This window comes from Variovorax sp. RKNM96 (assembly GCF_017161115.1).
Taxonomy (GTDB): domain Bacteria; phylum Pseudomonadota; class Gammaproteobacteria; order Burkholderiales; family Burkholderiaceae_C; genus Variovorax.
This window is the reverse complement of the sequence record NZ_CP046508.1, coordinates 4,648,237-4,664,239: the sequence shown is the minus strand read 5'-3', so window position 1 is coordinate 4,664,239 and position 16,003 is coordinate 4,648,237. Positions and strand designations below refer to the sequence as shown.

Here is a 16,003-nt window from a genome sequence, read left to right as displayed (position 1 = left end):
TCTCTTCAGGCGCGGATGCCTGCTGCCGTCAGGTGCAGCAGGCGGTCTGCACGAGCGGCAGCGCTTTCGGAGTGCGTCACCAGCACCAGCGAGGCGCCGTGTTCGCGCGTCTGCCCGATCAGGAGTTCCATCACCTTCGCCGCCGTGGTCGGGTCGAGGTTGCCCGTGGGCTCGTCGGCGAGCAGCAGCGCGGGCCTGTGCACGAGCGCACGCGCGATCGCCACGCGCTGCAGCTGGCCGCCCGAGAGCGTCTGCGGCAGCCGCGCGCCCATGCCGGGCAGGCCGACCGCATCGAGCATGTGCGCGACGCGGCCGTCGTCTTTCTTCTGGCCCAGCAGCATCAGCGGCAGCGACACGTTCTGCGCCACGTCCAGGTGCGGCAGCACATGGAAGGCCTGGAACACGAAGCCGACATGCTTGCGCCGCCAGAGCGCGCAGGCCTCGCCGTCGAGCGCGCCGATGTCGGTGCCGTCGTGCGTCACCGTGCCCTGGTCCCAGCTGTCCAGGCCCGCCATGCAGTTGAGCAGCGTCGACTTGCCCACGCCCGATTCGCCCACGATGGCGACGAACTCGCCGGGCTGGACTTCCAGCGTCACGTTCTCGAAGACCGGCGCTTCGCCGTAATGCTTGCCGAGGTTGGAAATGCGCAGCGTCATCCGGGCGAAGTGGTAAGGGTGGTCTTTGAAATCAGTCGAACGGCGGTCTGCACCGCGTCGGGTGCGTCGCAGGCGATCACGGTGCGCTGCGGCATGCTGCGCAGCCAGGTGATCTGCCGCTTGGCGAGCTGGCGCGTGGCGGCGATGCCGCGCTCGCGCAGGTCATCCATGGCCCTGGCATCCGGCGCGGACGTGCCGCACGCATCGAGCATTTCCCACGCCTGCCGGTAGCCGACGCAGCGCATCGAGGGCAGGTCGGTCGAGAGATCGCCGCGCGCGCGCAGCGCTTTCACTTCATCGAGAAAGCCCGCGGCGAGCATGGCGTCGAAGCGATCGGCAATGCGCGCATGCAGCCAGGCGCGGTCGGTGGGTTCGAGCGAGAAGAGCACGCCGCCTTCCACGGCCTTGGCCGTCTTGTTGTCGCTCGCATGAAAGCTCGAGAGCGGTTGGCCGCTGCTTTCCCATACCTCGAGGGCGCGCTGGATCCGCTGGCTGTCTTGCGGCGCGAGGCGCGCGGCCGTCACGGGGTCGACCTCGGCGAGCCGCGCGTGCATCGCGGGCCAGCCCAACTCGGCGGCCTGCGCGTCGATGCGCGCGCGCACCGCGGCATCGGCTGCAGGCATCGCATCGATGCCGTCGAACAGCGCCTTGAAATACAGCATCGTGCCGCCCACCAGCAGCGGCAGCGCGCCGCGTGCGCGGATCTCGTCGATGAGCCGCGTCGCATCGGCCACGAAGGCGGCGGCACTGTAGCTCTCGCGCGCATCGAGGATGTCGATCAGGTGATGCGGCACGGCCGCTTGTTCAGCCGCCGTGGGCTTGGCCGTGCCGATGTCCATGCCACGGTAGACGAGCGCGGAATCGACCGAAACGATTTCGACCGGCTGCAGCCGCGCAAGTGCCAATGCCGCGGCCGTCTTGCCCGAGGCGGTGGGGCCGGCGAGCGCCACGTAGCGCGGTGGACCGGAGGACGCAGCGGCGGACGTTGCCGGGGGAGCGGCCTCGGCGGCCGGTGCGGAGCTGGGAAACATGATGCGCCGAGGGTAGCAAATGGCGCGTGCCGGTCGGCGAGTGGGGGCGCAGATGGCCCAGGCGGCTCAGGCCATTTCGCGCATCCGCCGGATATCGCGCAGCGGCGGTGCGCCGAAGAGGCGTGCGTATTCGCGGCTGAACTGCGAGGCGCTTTCGTAGCCTACCCGCAGGCCCGCGGTGCCGGCGTCGATGCCCTGGTTCAGCATCAACTGCCGCGCCTCCTGCAGGCGCAATTGCTTCAGGTACTGCATCGGGCTCATGCCCGCCACGGCGCGAAAGTGCTGCCGGAAGGTCGAGGGGCTCATGTGCACGGAGGCGGCCAGGTCGTCCGCGAGCACGGGCTGCGTGAAGTTCATCTTGAGCCAGGCCATGCTCTGCACCACCTGCTGGCTCGGCGAGCCGACCGCCACGAGGCGCTGCAGTTGCGGGCCATGGCGCCCGGCGAGCAGCCGCACGAGGATTTCGCGCTGCAGCAGCGGCGCGAGCTGAGGCAGCAGCCGGGGCTCGTCGAGCAGTTCGACGAGCCGCGTCACCGCGCCGAGCAGGGTCGTGTCGAGGGCGCCGAGCGACATGGCCCGGTAGCTGCAATCCCTGGTCGGCTGCGGCAATGCCATCTCGGCGGCCGCCTGCACGATGGCGCGCGGATCGAGCCGGAGCATGAGGCCCATGAAGGGCTGCGCGGCGCTCGCGTGGGTGATGTGCGTCACGACAGGAAGGTCGGCCGTTGTCAGCAGCGATTGGCCCGCCGAATAGTCGAACACCTCCTCGCCGAGGGCGACCCGCTTCTGTCCGCTCACGGTGATGCCGACGCCGAAGCCGTAGAGGCAATGCATCGGATCGGTCGTGGCGCTGCGACGGTGCAGCGAGAGCTCGGGAATGGCGGTGAGGTGGTCGCCGTCGCTCTGCGCGATGCGCTCGACGGCCCGCGCCAGGTCGCCCAGGACGCCTGACGGTTCTTGCTTCGCCGGCCGTGCCGCTTCCATCTGAATCCTTTTGAATGACGCCTACGAAAAAGTCTAGCTGGCGCCTTTCGGTCGCCACGCGTTTCCGGCGCAGTTTCGTTGTTTCAGGCAAGAACACGCGCGGATTGGGCAAACGGCCGGAGGGTCTTCACCCGACACTGGCCCGCGATGGGCCGGCCTGTGTGCGGTGTCATGCGCCGAGGGCCATCCGTCGATTCAGACAACTCCTTTTTTCCACGATCCCACGATGAAAACAGAAAAGACCGCCTCCATCACCGCGTCCCTCGCGATGGTCCTGGGCCTTGGTGCAGGCGCCATGTGGCCGCAGCACGCCGCCGCGAGCCTGGCGCTCGCGCAGAAGTATTCGTGCGTCGCATGCCACCAGCCCGCCACCAAGGTGGTGGGGCCATCGTGGAAGGACATCGGCGCGAAGTACGGCGACGGCAAGGGCACGGCCGCGCAACTGGCCGCCAGCATCAAGGCCGGCAGCACGGGCAAGTGGGGTGCGATGCCGATGCCTCCGCAGGCCCAGGTTCCCGATGCGGACCTGCAGGCGCTCGCGCAGTGGCTGCTCGACGGCGCCAAGTAAACAGATCTCACCCACCTCACCACCCACGGAGAAAAAGAACATGAGTACGCTCCACGTCAATGGCCGCGAACATGCGGTCGATGCCGATCCCGGCACCCCCATCCTCTGGGCGCTGCGCGACACGCTGGGCATGACCGGCACCAAGTTCGGCTGCGGCGCCGCGCTGTGCGGCGCCTGCACCGTGCACCTGGACGGCCAGGCGATCCGCTCGTGCATCACGCCGATTTCCGCCGCGGAGGGCAAGAAGATCACCACCATCGAAGCCGCCACCGATGGCAGCGACCCCGTCGGTGCATCCGTGCATGCCGCGTGGGTCAAGCACGACGTGGCGCAGTGCGGCTACTGCCAGAGCGGCCAGATCATGAGCGCGACCGCATTCCTGAAGTCGCTGCCCAAGGGCAAGCAGCCCAGCGTGGACGAGATCGATTCGGCCATGGCCGGCAACATCTGCCGATGTGGCACCTATGTGCGCATTCGCGCCGCCGTGGCCGATGCGGCCCGCAACCTCGCCTAAGGAGCCGCCACCATGTTGCCCCACATCGACTACGACGAACTGCCGCGCGCGCTGCAGCGCCTGATGGCCCAGCCTTCCACGGGCGAGGCCGCAACGCTGCCCCGCCGAAGCTTCCTGAAGATGGCGGGCGCCGGCGGCCTCGTGCTCGGCGCCTTCCCCCACATGGCCATGGCGCAGGACGACGGCGCGAAGCCGGCCGCGGGTGGCCTCAAGCCGACGCAGCAGCCCTCGGCTTTCGTGCAGATTGCGCCCAACGGCGAAGTCACCGTGACGATCAATCGGCTCGAGTTCGGCCAGGGCGTGCAGACCGGCCTGCCGATGATTCTGGCCGAGGAGCTGGACGCCGACTGGGCCCTGGTGCGCAGCCGCAGCGGCACCAACGATGCCGCGTACGCCGACCCGCTCTTCGGCATCCACCTGACCGGCGGCTCCAACACGATCAAGAACAGCTTCACGCAGTACCGCGAACTGGGCGCGCGCGCCCGGGCCATGCTGCTGTCGGCTGCGGCGGCGCGCTGGAAGGTCGATGTGGCCACGCTGCGCACGCAGGCCGGCACGGTGATCGGCCCAGGCGGCCGCAAGCTGGGTTATGGCGAACTGGCCGAGGCGGCCATGGCCCTGCCGGTGCCCGAGAAGGTCGCGCTGAAGGACCCGAAGAACTTCCGCATCATCGGCCGCGCGACCACGCGCCTGGACGCGCGCGCCAAGAGCAGCGGGCGGCAGGACTTCGGCATCGATGTGCGGCAGCCGGGCCAGCTCACGGCCGTGGTGGCGCATCCGCCGGTGTTCGGTGCCCGCCTGGCGTCCGTGGACGACAGCGCCGCGCGCGCCATCAAGGGCGTGAAGGCGGTGGTGCGCGTTCCGCTGGACCGCGGTGCCGAAGGCGTGGCCGTGGTGGCCGACGGCTACTGGCCGGCCAAGCTGGGCCGCGACGCGCTGAAGCTGCAGTGGGACACGGCCGCCGCGGAAAAGGTGGACTCCGACAAGCAACTGGCCCAGTACCGCGAACTGGCCGGCCGTCCCGGCAACCGCAAGTTCGACGCCGACATGGCGCCGCTGGCCAACGCGCCGCGCAAGCTCGAAGCCGAGTTCGTGTTTCCCTACCTGGCGCACGCGCCGATGGAGCCGCTGAACTGCACCGTGAAGCTCTCGAACGGCCGCGCCGAGTTGTGGGTCGGTACCCAGTCCGCCGACCTCGACGGCCAGGCCGCCGCGCGCACGCTGAAGCTCAAGCCCGAGCAGGTGAAGGTGAACGTGCAGATGGCGGGTGGCGGCTTCGGCCGGCGCTTCGTGGGTTCGAGCGACTTCGTGGTCGAGGCCTGCGAGATCGCCAAGGCCACGCGCGCCGCCGGCATCGATGCACCCGTGCGCCTGCTGTGGAGCCGCGAGGACGACATCAAGGGCGGCTACTACCGCCCGATGCACCTGCACCGCGCAAGCATCGGCTTCGACGAGCGCGGCAAGATCCTCGCGTGGGACCACGTCATCGTCGGCCAGTCGATCACCGCGGGCACGGTGTTCGCCGGGATGATGGTGAAGGACGGCATCGACGCCACGGCGGTGGAGGGCATGCGTGACCCGTACCCGGTGCCGATGCGCCTGACGGTGCACCACCCGCAGGTCAACGTGCCGGTGCTGTGGTGGCGCAGCGTGGGCTCCACCCACACCGCCTTCGTGATGGAGACGCTGATCGACGAGATCGCGCGCAGCACGAAACAGGACCCGGTGGCCTACCGCATGCAGCTCTTCGGCGACAAGCACCCGCGCCATCGTGCCGCGCTGCAATTGGCCGTGGACAAGAGCGGCTACGGCAAGAAAAAGCTGGCGGACGGCCGCGCCTGGGGCGTGGCGGTGCACGAGTCCTTCGAGTCGGTGGTGGCCTATGTGGTGGAAGCCTCGGTCAAGGACGGCCAGCCCGTGCTGCACCGCGTGACCAGCGGCGTGCACTGCAACCTGGTCGTCAATCCGCGCAGCGTGGAAGCGCAGGTGCAGGGCGCGGCGGTGATGGGGCTGTCGACCTGCCTTTCCGGCAGCGCGATCACGTTGAAGGATGGTGTCGTGCAGCAGGGCAACTTCGGCGATTTCACCGTGGCCCGCATCACCCAGGTGCCGGAGTTCGACATCCACATCGTGCCCAGCGCCGATGCGCCCAAGGGGATGGGGGAGCCGGGGCTGCCGCCGCTGGCGCCCGCGTTCGCCAATGCCATCGCGCAGCTGACGGGCAAGCCTTTGCGGCAGTTGCCTTTCAATCTGGCTTGAGGCCGACCGGGCCGATCGCCCAGCGGTGGTGAAGGTCCGCGCCCTCGGGCACGGACTGGCGAACCTAGATCGCCGCGGGCACGCTGCTCGCGCGCGCCTCGCCGCGGACGTCCTGCGGCGCCACCGTAGGCGGCAGCGGCAGTGCCAGCGCGGGCGGCGACAGCTTCGGCTGGTTGCGCGCCACCATGCTGTCGGGCTTCATGCGGAACAACTGCGTCAGCGCCGCGCGGTACTGCGCCTCGCCGACCGAGTTGGTGTTGTGGTGCGAGCCGCCTTCCACCAGCACGAACTGCTTGGGCACGGTGGCCGCGTCATAGAGCTTGCGGCCCAGCGTGGGGTTGATCAGGCTGTCGGCCGTGCCATGCACCACCAGCAGCGGCGCGCCGATGTCCTTGACGGTGTTGATGGCCTCGAAGCGCTGCGTGATGAAGGGTCCCAGCGGCAGCCAGCCCCACTTGAAGCTGCTGACCACGTCGGCGATGGAGCTGAAGGTGCTCTCCACGATGGTGCCGCTCTCGTCGTTCACATGCGCCGCCAGGTCGATGCCGATGGCGCCGCCCAGCGAGTGGCCGAAGATGTAGCGGTGTTGCTTGGGGTGGCGCGCGGCCAGCCAGGTCCAGGCGGCGCGGGCGTCCTCGCGGGCCGATTCTTCGGAAGGCAGGCCCTTGGAGCTCTTGCCGAAGCCGCGGTAGTCGATGGCCAGCACCGAGAAGCCCAGCTCGTGCATGCGCTGGATGCGCGGCGCCGAGCCGGCCACGTTGTAGCGGGCGCCGTGCAGGTACAGCAGCACGGGGGTTTCGGTGGTCTCGGGGGCGCCGCCCAGCCACAGGCCGTGCAGGCGCGCGGGTTCGCCGGTAATGGATGACTGGAAATCGATCCAGACGTCCTCCATGCCCTGGGTCATGGTCGCGGTGTTGCCCCAGCTGCGGTCGCTGGGCTGAAAGATCCATTCGCGCTGTTGTTCGTCGAACGTGGAGCAGCCGGCGGCGAGCAGGGCGCACAGCGAGAGGACAGACGCGAGGAGGGTCCAGCGTTTCATCATGGGGTTGAGGGACAGCGATGCCGGCCGAAAGTTTCATCCGCTTTCACCGGGACGCGCCGACGTTGCGCCCTGGTAACCCCCCGAAACAGCGCTCAACGGCGCTTTGGTCAGACCATGCAACGTGCGTGCCCGCCGCACGGATGACCCACCAAAACCCTCGAAAACCCTGAAAAAGCGCCGATTCGGCTACCGACCGCGCATGAAAAGCGTGTCGAGCTCGCGAATCGACAGCTGCCGCCAGGTCGGCCGGCCGTGGTTGCACTGGTCCGAACGCTCGGTCGCTTCCATCTGACGTAACAGTGCGTTCATCTCGTCGATGGTGAGCTTGCGGTTGGCCCGCACGGCGCCGTGGCAGGCCATGGTGGACAGCAATTCGTTCTGGGCGCGCTGCACCACGGTGCTGGCGTCGTGCTGGCCCAGTTCGGCCAGCACGCTGCGCGCGAGTTCCACCGGGTCGCCGTCGGCCAGCGTGCCGGGCACGGCGCGCACCGCAAGCGTGCGTGCCGAGAAAGCGGTGATTTCCAGCCCAAGCGTGGGCAGCACCTCGGCGCAGGCCTCGGCCGTGGCCACTTCCTGCGGCGTGGCCGCGAAGGTGGCCGGAATCAGCAGCGGCTGGCTGGTGATGGCGGCGCCGTCCAGCTGTGTCTTGAGCCGCTCGTAGACGATGCGCTCGTGGGCCGCATGCATGTCGACCACGACGAGGCCCTGGGTGTTCTCGGCCAGGATGTAGATGCCCTGCAGCTGGGCCAGCGCACGGCCGAGGGGCCAGGCTTCCTCGTTGGTGGCAACGGCGGCAGGGTCTGTTTCGGGGCTCGGAGGCAATCCCACCGGCGCCCGGAACGTCATCGGTGCCGCGCCTGTCAGAGGCCATTGCGATGACACGGAATCGGGCGCGTGTCCGAGCTCGTCGGTGCGGCGTGGCCACATGGCCTCGAAATCGCCGGCGCCGCGTTCCCGCGCCACGAAATTCATGGCCGGCTGCGACCAGCTTGCGCTCTCCGGGAGCGCGGTTTCCTTGAAGAAGGGCTGCGCTGGACCGGAAGACGCCTCGGCATCCCCGGCGCGCGGCGCGGCCAGCGCGTCCTCGATCGCATGGCGCACCGCCTGGTGCACCTCGCGGCCATCGCGAAAGCGCACCTCGATCTTGGTCGGGTGCACGTTCACATCGACGCGCGACGGGTCGATCTCCAGGTACAGCGCATAGATCGGCTGGCGCTGGCCATGCAGCACGTCTTCATAAGCGCTGCGCACCGCGTGCGAGAGCACCTTGTCGCGCACGAAGCGGCCGTTGACGTAGAAGAACTGCTGGTCGCCCCGCGAGCGCGCCGCATCGGGAATGCCGGCGCGGCCGACCACGCGCACCACGCCGCCCAGGCGTTCGACGGCCACGCTGTTGGCCACGAAGTCCTCGCTCAGCGCATCGGCCAGCCGCTGCTCGCGTGCCTCGGCGGCGCGCCACTGCTCGACCAGCTTGCCGTCGTGCCAGACCGAGAAGCCGACTTCGGGCCGCGCCAGTGCGTGGCGACGCACCGCCTCGATGCAGTGGGCCAGTTCGGTGGCATCGGTCTTGAGGAACTTGCGGCGTGCGGGCGTCGCGAAAAAGAGTTCGCGCACTTCGACGGTCGTGCCGACCGAGCGCGCCACCGGGCGCAGTTCGCCGGTGCGGCCATCGAGCGCGAAGGCGCTGTCGGCGCCGGTGAAGCGCGAGAGGATGCTGAGCTCGGCAATCGCATTGATCGCTGCAAGCGCCTCGCCGCGAAAGCCCATGGTGCCGACCGTCTCGAGGTCGTCCAGGCTCGCGATCTTGCTGGTCGCGTGGCGGCGCAGGGCCACGGTGAGTTCTTCGCGCGGAATGCCCAGGCCGTCGTCTTCGACCGAGATCAGCCGCACACCGCCCGAGGCCAGTCGCACAGTGATCTGGCGCGCGCCGGCATCCAGCGCGTTGTCGAGCAGTTCGCGCACCACCGAGGCCGGTCGCTCGACCACTTCGCCGGCGGCGATCTGGCTGATCAGCTCGTCGGGCAGTTCGCGGATCGGGCGGCGTGGGGAGGGGGGGATGGAGGAGGGAAGTGCGCTCACCAGGGCATTCTAAAAGCGGGGCGGAATCCTGGTGCCCCACGGGTCTCAGGGTGTATTTGGAGCGCTTATATGGCTCCTCAACCGATCTCATTGGCGCCCGCCAAGGCCTTTGCCTAAGCTTGCGCCCGCACCACAAGAACGCACCGGAGACACCCGACCGAATCGCGATGGCGAAGCCATCTCGCGAGGGGCCGTCTCGCGCGCTCTTTCCGCTCACCCCACTGAACAGAGACGCCATGACGACAACCCCGACAACCCGCCCCCTCCGCTCCGCCGCGTGGTTCAACAACCCCGAGCACAGCGAGCTCTCGGTGCTGCACCTGGCCTGGTACCTCAACTACGGCCTCACGCGCGAAGAACTGCAGTCCGGCAAACCCATCATCGGCATCGCGCAGAGCGGCTCCGACCTCACGCCCTGCAACCGCCACCACCGCGAGCTGGCGCAGCGCGTGCGCGACGGCATCCGCGAGATGGGCGGCATCGCGATGGAGTTCCCGATGCATCCGATCCAGGAGAACGGCCGCCGGCCCACCGCCGCGCTGGACCGCAACCTCGCGTACCTGGGGCTGGTGGAGATCCTCACGGGTTACCCGATCGACGGCGTCGTGCTCACCACCGGCTGCGACAAGACCACGCCCGCCGCGCTCATGGCCGCGGCCACCGCCAACATTCCCGCGATCATCCTGTCGGGCGGGCCGATGCTCAACGGCTGGCACGAAGGGCAGCGCACCGGCACCGGCACCACGCTGTTCAAGGCGCGCGAGCTGTTCGCCAAGGGCAGCATCGACTTTCCCGGCTACATCGACCTGGTCGCCTCCACGGTGCCGTCTGCCGGCCATTGCAACGTGATGGGCACGGCCTCCACGATGAATGCGCTGGCCGAAGCCCTCGGCATGAGCCTGCCCGGCTGCGCCGCCATTCCGGCGCCTTATCGCGAGCGCGGGCAGATGGCCTATGAGACGGGCCGCCGCATCGTCGAGATGGTGCGCGAGGACCTGAAGCCCTCGGACATCCTCACGCGCTCGGCCTTCGAGAACGCGATCGTCGTGAACTCGGCCATCGGGGGATCGACCAATGCGCCGATCCACCTGGTCGCCGTGGCCAAGCACGCGGGCGTCGACCTGACCGTGCAGGACTGGGAGACCGTCGGGCTCGAGGTGCCGCTCATCCTGGACATGCAACCCGCCGGCAAGTACCTGGGCGAAGAGTTCTACCGCGCGGGCGGTGTGCCAGCGGTGGTGGCGGAATTGCATCGCCACGGCCTCATCCGCGAGGACGCGCTCACCGTCAATGGCAAGACCCTGGCCGTCAATTGCGCCGATGCGCCGGTGAAGGATGCCGACGTGATCCGCTCCTTCGGCAATGCGCTGAAGGAGAACGCCGGTTTCCTCGTCATGTCGGGCAACCTGTTCGACAGCGCGATCATGAAGACCAGCGTGATCTCCGACGAGTTCAGGGCGCGCTACCTCAGCACGCCGGGCGATACCGATGCCTTCGTCGGGCGCGCCATCGTGTTCGACGGGCCGGAAGATTTCGAGCGCCGCATCGAGGACCCGACGCTCGACATCGACGCGCGCTGCATCCTGTTCATGCGCGGCGTCGGGCCCATCGGGCATCCGGGCTCGTCCGAGGTGGTCAACATGCGGGCGCCCGCGCACCTGCTCAAGAGCGGCGTATCGGCGCTGCCGTGCATCGGCGACGGGCGGCAGTCTGGCACCTCGGGCTCGCCCTCGATCCTGAACGCTTCGCCAGAGGCGGCCGCGGGCGCGGGCCTCGCGCTGCTGCAGACCGGCGACGAGGTGCGGGTCGACCTCAAGCACCGCACGGTGAACATGCTCGTGAGCGACGAGGTGCTGCAGGCGCGCGCGCGTGCGCTCGAAGCGAGCGGCGGCTACCCCATTCCCGCGAGCCAGACGCCCTGGCAGGAGATCCAGCGCGCCATGGTGGACACCCTCTCGGAAGGGATGGTGCTCAAGCCCGCCACCAAGTACCAGCGCGTCGCGCAGACCGCGGGCATCCCGCGCCGCAACCACTGACGCGATCACCGGCGCAACCAAGCCAGATTTTTTCAACCATCGGAGTCGAGTAATGAAGTGGATGACTGTTCGAACGCGGGACGGCCTGCGCGTGGGCTATGTGAAGGAGGGCGCGTTGCAACCGGTCGATGCGCCGAACCTGCAGGCGATCGTGGAAGGCGTGGCCTGGCGCGATGACGGCGCGGCCGTGCCGCTCGCGAGCGTGGAGCCCGTGGCCCCGCTCGTTCCGCGCAACATCGTCTGCGTGGGGGCGAACTACCGCGACCACTGCATCGAGACGGGCCTGGCCATTCCCGAGAAGCCGGTCATCTTCGCCAAGTTCGGCAACACGCTGGCCGCGCACGGCGATCCGATCGCCTGGCCCGAGGGCTTCACCGAGAAGGTCGACTGGGAGGCTGAGCTGGGCGTCGTCATCGGCCGCCGCGCGCGCGGCGTGCGCGAAGCCGATGCGCTCTCGCACGTGTTCGGCTATGTCGCGGCCAACGACGTGAGCGCGCGCGACGTGCAGCTGGGCGAGGCGCAGTGGGTGCGCGGCAAGTCGCTCGACGGCTTCTGCCCGCTGGCGCCTACCTTGGTCACGCGCGACGAGATCGCCGACGTGCAGTCGCTCGGCATCTACTGCCGCGTCAACGGCGAGGCGGTGCAGTCGTCGAACACGCACGAGATGATTTTTTCGGTCGCCTACCTCATCGCCTACCTCTCGCGCGCAATGACGCTGGAACCCGGCGACCTGATCCTCACCGGCACGCCCGCGGGTGTGGGCCTCGGGCTCAAGCCGCCGCGCTTCCTGAAGCGCGGCGACGTGGTGACGGTCGAGATCGACGGCCTGGGTGCTGTGACGAACCCCGTTGCCGGTGCCGTCGCGCGCGGCTGACCGCCCGGCCCATCCGCACAGACACAACAACCATCCGGAGACAACAACAATGACAACGAGCCCCTACAGCGACCTGGTGAGCGGCGCGATCCGCAAGGCGCGCTGGCGCCTTCTTCCGATGCTGATCGTCATGTACATCATGTCGATCCTGGACCGGGTCAACGTCGGCTTCGCCAAGAACGCGCTGCAGATCGACACCGGCATCAGCAACAGCGCCTTCGCGCTGGGCGCCGGCATCTTCTTCGTGAGCTATGCGATCTTCGAGGTGCCGAGCAACGTGATCCTCTCGCGCGTCGGCCCGCGCATCTGGCTGTGCCGGATCATGGTGACCTGGGGGCTCGTGGCCTCGGCCATGATGTTTGCCACCAGCGAAATCTCGTTCTACGTGCTGCGCTTCCTGCTGGGCATCGCGGAGGCGGGCTTCTATCCCGGCGTGCTGCTGACGTTGACGTACTGGTTCCCCGCGAAGGTGCGGGCGCAGGCCAACGGCATCCTCCTGTTCGGCTTTGCGGGTGCACTGGTCATCGGCGGGCCGGTTTCCGGCGCGCTGCTCGACATGCACGGCATCGGCGGCCTGAAGGGGTGGGAATGGATGTTCCTGATCGAGGGCGCGATGGCGGTGGTGGTGGGCATCGTCGCGTTCTTCGTGATCGTCGACCGGCCGCATGCCGCCCCGTGGCTCACGCGGCCCCAGCAGGACGCGCTGCAGGCGGTGCTCGACCAGGAGGCGGCCGAGAAATCGGTGGACAGCCCGCAGACGGTGATGCAGACGCTGCGCAACCCGAAGGTGATGTTCTTCGCGGTGAATTTCTTCATCGTGCAGATCGCCGCCTACGGGCTGATCTTCTACCTGCCGAGCCAGGTGGCGCAGATCCTGGGCCAGAAGATCGGGCTCATGGTGGGCTTCGTCACCAGCATTCCGTGGGTGCTGGCGCTGTTCGTCGTGTATTTCGTCACGCGCTGGTCGGACCGCCATCACGAGTGGCGACGCATCACCGTGGCCACGCTGTATACGATCTTCGGCGTGTGCGTGTGCCTGTCGGCGCACGGCTCGCCGATCTTCGCGATCGCGGTGCTGTCGATCGGTGCATCGACCTACCTCTCGGGCACGCCGATCTTCTATGCCTTCCTGTCGGAGCGGCTCTCGGGGCTGGGCATCGCCACCGGCATTGCGCTGGTGAACTCCATCGGCAACCTCGGCGGCTTCGTCGCCCCGAGCCTCAGGACTTACGTGGAGCAGCACCACGGCGGCTCGGCGGCCGGGCTGTACACGCTGGGAAGCGCGGCACTGCTCGCGGCGCTGATGCTGGCCTGCATGCCCAAGGGCTGGCGCAAGGTCGCGGCTGCGCCGGTGCGCGCTGCGGCGCGGCCGGATGCGGCGCTCAAGACGATGGCGCCGCGCCGGACCTAGTCGTCGCTCAGAGCGCGCGCCGCCATGCGCGCGACAGGGCCTGCCAGGCGCAATCCACTTCCGGGCGCTTGAGCGCTCCGGCGAGGCAGACGAAGCGCAGGTCGCAGTCGATGCTCACCCGGTCGGCGATCACCAGCCCGTCGCGCTGGCTGGCGCGCAGTGCCACGGCATCGCGCGCCAGCGAAATGCCCACGCCTGCGCGCACCAGCGCGAGCATCGATGTCTCCTGGTCGGCCTGCGCCGCCTTCTTCAGCACCAGCCGGTGTTCCTGCAGCACGGGTGCCAAGAGGCGCGAATGCGAGGAGGTCGGTGGCGCGAGCACCCACGGCAAGCAGGCCAGGTCGGGCCATTCGCGCCCCAGCACCTGCGGCGCCCATCCGCTCGGGCCGATCACCTGGTAGGCGAAGCGGGTCAGCACCTCCGAGTGGAACGTCTTGCCGTCGCTGCGCCGCGCGGCCGAATTGGCCTGCGGCAGGTCGCTTGCGTCGGGGTCGCCCAGGTAGAAGCCGATGTCCAGCTCTTTGTTGAGCAGCTTGGCGAGCACTTCGCCGCTGGTGCCGTGGTGCAGCTCGGTCTCCAGTTCGGGCGCGAGCGTGACCAGCTCCTTCAAGAGCGGGCTGAGCCGCGTGAACTCCGGGTCGAGGATGGTGCCGATACGCAGTGACCCACGCACGCCGCCTTTGAGCCGGTCCGCGGCCACCGCGAAATCGTTCAGCCCTTCGAGTGCATGCTCGGCGTGGTTCAGCAGCGCCGCGCCGTCGCGTGTGAGCAGAAGGCCCGTGGGCGTGCGCTGGAACAGCTCCAGCTCGACCAGCGCGCCGAGTTCCTTGAGTTGCAGGCTCACCGCCGGTTGCGTGAGGAAGAGGCGCTGCGCACCACGCGAGACCGAGCCCTCGCGCGCGACGGCCACGAAGGCCTGCAGGAGCCGCGGATCGATCTTCTTCATGCCGTGCCGGTGCCCACGGTATCCACGGAATTTTGCAACTGCTTGTACATGACGAAGGCATCCACGAAGCCATGCTGCGGATGCCGGAAGGCGCCGGGCAGCGTGCCGACGATGGCGAAGCCCATCCGCTGCCAGAGCTGCACCGCGCGCTCGTTGGTCGACACGACGAAGTTGAACTGCATCGCGCGAAAGCCCATGCGCAGTGCCTGCTGCTGCGAGTGTTCGCACAGCGCAGAGGCCACGCCGAGGCCGCGTGCGGCTTCAGAAACGACGTAGCCGCAGTTGCTCACGTGCGCGCCCTGTCCGGGCTGGTTGGGCTTGATGACGTAGGTGCCGAGCACCGTGCCCTGCTCGTCACACGCAATGAAGGTGGCAGTGGGAACCTGGGTCCACGAATGACGCGCCTCGTCTTCGGTCACGTCGGTGGGGAAGGTGTAGGTGTCGCCGCGGCGGAACGTCGGTTCGAGGACGGCCCAGATGGCAGGCCAGTCCGCATCGAGGGCTTCACGTATGTGGATCATGGGGGAATTCGAAAAGAGCGCAGAACGTCAACAAGGATAATCCGCGGCCATGGAAATCATCAGCTTTCTCGTCGACTTCGTCCTTCATGTCGACAAACACCTCGAAGCCTTCGTCATCGCCTACGGGCCCTGGGTCTATGCGCTGCTCTTCCTGATCGTCTTCGTGGAGACCGGCGCGGTGGTGATGCCGTTCCTGCCGGGCGATTCGCTGCTCTTCATCGTCGGCGCGCTGTGCGGGGCGGGGCTCATGAACTTTCCGCTGGCCTGCGGCATCCTGATCGCCGCGGCGATCCTCGGGGACCAGACCAACTATTCGATCGGCCGCTACTTCGGGCCGAAGGTCTTCCAGTGGGAGAACTCGCGCTTCTTCAACCGCAAGGCCTTCGACCAGGCCCACGGCTTCTACGAACGCTATGGCGGCATCACCATCATCCTTGCGCGCTTCATGCCCTTCATTCGCACCTTCGCGCCGTTCGTGGCGGGCGTGGCGGAAATGAGCCGCGCGAAGTTCACCATGTACAACGTGGTGGGCGCGCTGATCTGGGTGCTGGGCATCGCGACGGCCGGCTACTTCTTCGGCAACCTGCCGTTCGTGAAGCAGCACCTGGACAAGATCATCTGGGCGCTGATCTTCGTGCCGGGGCTGCTGGCGATCTTCGGTGCCTGGCGCGCGTCGAAGGCGGAGAAGGCGCGGGCGGCCGCACAGGCCTGAGCCGTTCCGTTCACGCTGGACCACCCAAAGAAAAAGCGCGCCAATGGCGCGCTTTTTTCATGCGAACGGTCGATCAGTAGTTCGGGCCGTTGCCAGGGTAGTAGCCGCTGCCTTGCGGGTAGCGCTGGCGGTTGTAGTTCCGCTCGTCGGCATTACGGCCGACCTGGTTACCGATGAGGCCGCCGATGGCCGCGCCACCTACCGTGCTGGCTGTGTTTCCACCGATGGCATTGCCCACCAGTGCGCCGCCGACTGCGCCAACGCCAGTACCGAGGTTCTGGTTGGGACCGCTTGCGCAGCCCGCAATCGTCATGACCGAAGTGGCTGCGGCTGCAGCGATCCAGAGACGTGTCTTCATGATGTGCCCTTT

The 16,003-nt window shown here is 68.2% G+C and carries 15 protein-coding genes; 7 read left to right on the top strand and 8 right to left on the bottom strand.

Annotation, left to right across the window (positions count from 1 at the left end):
- Positions 1-5: 5 nt before the first annotated feature.
- The 3 genes from GNX71_RS21575 to GNX71_RS21565 form a co-directional block, all read right to left on the bottom strand.
- Positions 6-656: an ABC transporter ATP-binding protein gene (locus GNX71_RS21575; protein WP_206174309.1), complete on the bottom strand. Its 651-nt coding sequence runs from the start codon at positions 654-656 to the stop codon at positions 6-8.
- Positions 653-1,687: a tRNA (adenosine(37)-N6)-dimethylallyltransferase MiaA gene (gene miaA / locus GNX71_RS21570; RefSeq protein WP_206174308.1), complete on the bottom strand. Its 1,035-nt coding sequence runs from the start codon at positions 1,685-1,687 to the stop codon at positions 653-655. The genes GNX71_RS21575 and miaA overlap by 4 nt, the downstream gene beginning before the upstream one ends.
- A 66-nt stretch (positions 1,688-1,753) precedes the next feature.
- Entirely contained in the window at positions 1,754-2,671 is a 918-nt protein-coding gene (locus GNX71_RS21565) for an AraC family transcriptional regulator (RefSeq protein WP_206174307.1), read from the bottom strand.
- Positions 2,672-2,897: 226 nt separating this feature from the next.
- Between GNX71_RS21565 and GNX71_RS21560 the strand changes: the two genes are divergently transcribed.
- The 3 genes from GNX71_RS21560 to GNX71_RS21550 are packed head-to-tail and all read left to right on the top strand — an operon-like array spanning position 2,898 to position 6,012.
- A complete protein-coding gene (locus GNX71_RS21560) occupies positions 2,898-3,239 on the top strand; it encodes a c-type cytochrome (protein ID WP_241027013.1) in 342 nt (113 codons plus the stop codon).
- Between the two features lie 40 nt (positions 3,240-3,279).
- Entirely contained in the window at positions 3,280-3,753 is a 474-nt protein-coding gene (locus tag GNX71_RS21555) for a (2Fe-2S)-binding protein (protein WP_206174306.1), read from the top strand.
- Between the two features lie 12 nt (positions 3,754-3,765).
- The gene (locus tag GNX71_RS21550; RefSeq protein WP_206174305.1) at positions 3,766-6,012 is read left to right on the top strand and encodes a xanthine dehydrogenase family protein molybdopterin-binding subunit; all 2,247 of its coding nucleotides are present in this window, start codon (positions 3,766-3,768) and stop codon (positions 6,010-6,012) included.
- 64 nt (positions 6,013-6,076) lie between these two features.
- Here the strand turns inward: GNX71_RS21550 and GNX71_RS21545 are convergent, their stop codons facing one another.
- Positions 6,077-7,054, bottom strand: a complete 978-nt coding sequence (locus tag GNX71_RS21545; protein ID WP_206174304.1) for an alpha/beta fold hydrolase — start codon at positions 7,052-7,054, stop codon at positions 6,077-6,079.
- 186 nt (positions 7,055-7,240) lie between these two features.
- On the bottom strand, positions 7,241-9,133 hold the full coding sequence (mutL, locus tag GNX71_RS21540; RefSeq protein ID WP_206174303.1) for a DNA mismatch repair endonuclease MutL: 1,893 nt from the start codon (positions 9,131-9,133) through the stop codon (positions 7,241-7,243).
- Positions 9,134-9,369: 236 nt separating this feature from the next.
- Between mutL and GNX71_RS21535 the strand changes: the two genes are divergently transcribed.
- From GNX71_RS21535 to GNX71_RS21525, 3 genes are all read left to right on the top strand, one after another.
- Positions 9,370-11,169, top strand: coding sequence for an IlvD/Edd family dehydratase (locus GNX71_RS21535; RefSeq protein ID WP_206174302.1), 1,800 nt, complete (start codon positions 9,370-9,372; stop codon positions 11,167-11,169).
- A 61-nt stretch (positions 11,170-11,230) separates the two neighbouring features.
- On the top strand, positions 11,231-12,043 hold the full coding sequence (locus tag GNX71_RS21530; protein WP_206174301.1) for a fumarylacetoacetate hydrolase family protein: 813 nt from the start codon (positions 11,231-11,233) through the stop codon (positions 12,041-12,043).
- A 49-nt stretch (positions 12,044-12,092) separates the two neighbouring features.
- Complete coding sequence (locus tag GNX71_RS21525; protein ID WP_206174300.1) at positions 12,093-13,454, top strand: MFS transporter; 1,362 nt, start codon at positions 12,093-12,095, stop codon at positions 13,452-13,454.
- 7 nt (positions 13,455-13,461) lie between these two features.
- Here the strand turns inward: GNX71_RS21525 and GNX71_RS21520 are convergent, their stop codons facing one another.
- Together GNX71_RS21520 and GNX71_RS21515 are read right to left on the bottom strand one after the other, a co-directional pair.
- Entirely contained in the window at positions 13,462-14,400 is a 939-nt protein-coding gene (locus GNX71_RS21520; RefSeq protein WP_206174299.1) for a LysR family transcriptional regulator, read from the bottom strand.
- Positions 14,397-14,921: a GNAT family N-acetyltransferase gene (locus tag GNX71_RS21515; RefSeq protein ID WP_206174298.1), complete on the bottom strand. Its 525-nt coding sequence runs from the start codon at positions 14,919-14,921 to the stop codon at positions 14,397-14,399. Before GNX71_RS21515 ends, GNX71_RS21520 begins: the two co-directional genes overlap by 4 nt.
- Positions 14,922-14,970: 49 nt before the next feature.
- On the opposite strand from GNX71_RS21515, the gene GNX71_RS21510 reads away from it, so the two are divergent.
- Positions 14,971-15,633, top strand: a complete 663-nt coding sequence (locus GNX71_RS21510; RefSeq protein WP_206174297.1) for a DedA family protein — start codon at positions 14,971-14,973, stop codon at positions 15,631-15,633.
- Positions 15,634-15,706: 73 nt separating this feature from the next.
- Here GNX71_RS21510 and GNX71_RS21505 read toward each other — a convergent pair whose 3' ends face one another.
- Complete coding sequence (locus tag GNX71_RS21505) at positions 15,707-15,991, bottom strand: glycine zipper domain-containing protein (RefSeq protein WP_206174296.1); 285 nt, start codon at positions 15,989-15,991, stop codon at positions 15,707-15,709.
- Positions 15,992-16,003 lie beyond the last annotated feature (12 nt).

Coding starts and splice junctions, on each gene's coding strand:
- GNX71_RS21575 (WP_206174309.1), bottom strand. CDS start 656: ATGACGCTGCGCATTTCCAACCTCGGCAAGCATTACGGCGAAGCGCCG.
- miaA (WP_206174308.1), bottom strand. CDS start 1,687: ATGTTTCCCAGCTCCGCACCGGCCGCCGAGGCCGCTCCCCCGGCAACG.
- GNX71_RS21565 (WP_206174307.1), bottom strand. CDS start 2,671: ATGGAAGCGGCACGGCCGGCGAAGCAAGAACCGTCAGGCGTCCTGGGC.
- GNX71_RS21560 (WP_241027013.1), top strand. CDS start 2,898: ATGAAAACAGAAAAGACCGCCTCCATCACCGCGTCCCTCGCGATGGTC.
- GNX71_RS21555 (WP_206174306.1), top strand. CDS start 3,280: ATGAGTACGCTCCACGTCAATGGCCGCGAACATGCGGTCGATGCCGAT.
- GNX71_RS21550 (WP_206174305.1), top strand. CDS start 3,766: ATGTTGCCCCACATCGACTACGACGAACTGCCGCGCGCGCTGCAGCGC.
- GNX71_RS21545 (WP_206174304.1), bottom strand. CDS start 7,054: ATGATGAAACGCTGGACCCTCCTCGCGTCTGTCCTCTCGCTGTGCGCC.
- GNX71_RS21535 (WP_206174302.1), top strand. CDS start 9,370: ATGACGACAACCCCGACAACCCGCCCCCTCCGCTCCGCCGCGTGGTTC.
- GNX71_RS21530 (WP_206174301.1), top strand. CDS start 11,231: ATGACTGTTCGAACGCGGGACGGCCTGCGCGTGGGCTATGTGAAGGAG.
- GNX71_RS21525 (WP_206174300.1), top strand. CDS start 12,093: ATGACAACGAGCCCCTACAGCGACCTGGTGAGCGGCGCGATCCGCAAG.
- GNX71_RS21520 (WP_206174299.1), bottom strand. CDS start 14,400: ATGAAGAAGATCGATCCGCGGCTCCTGCAGGCCTTCGTGGCCGTCGCG.
- GNX71_RS21515 (WP_206174298.1), bottom strand. CDS start 14,921: ATGATCCACATACGTGAAGCCCTCGATGCGGACTGGCCTGCCATCTGG.
- GNX71_RS21510 (WP_206174297.1), top strand. CDS start 14,971: ATGGAAATCATCAGCTTTCTCGTCGACTTCGTCCTTCATGTCGACAAA.
- GNX71_RS21505 (WP_206174296.1), bottom strand. CDS start 15,991: ATGAAGACACGTCTCTGGATCGCTGCAGCCGCAGCCACTTCGGTCATG.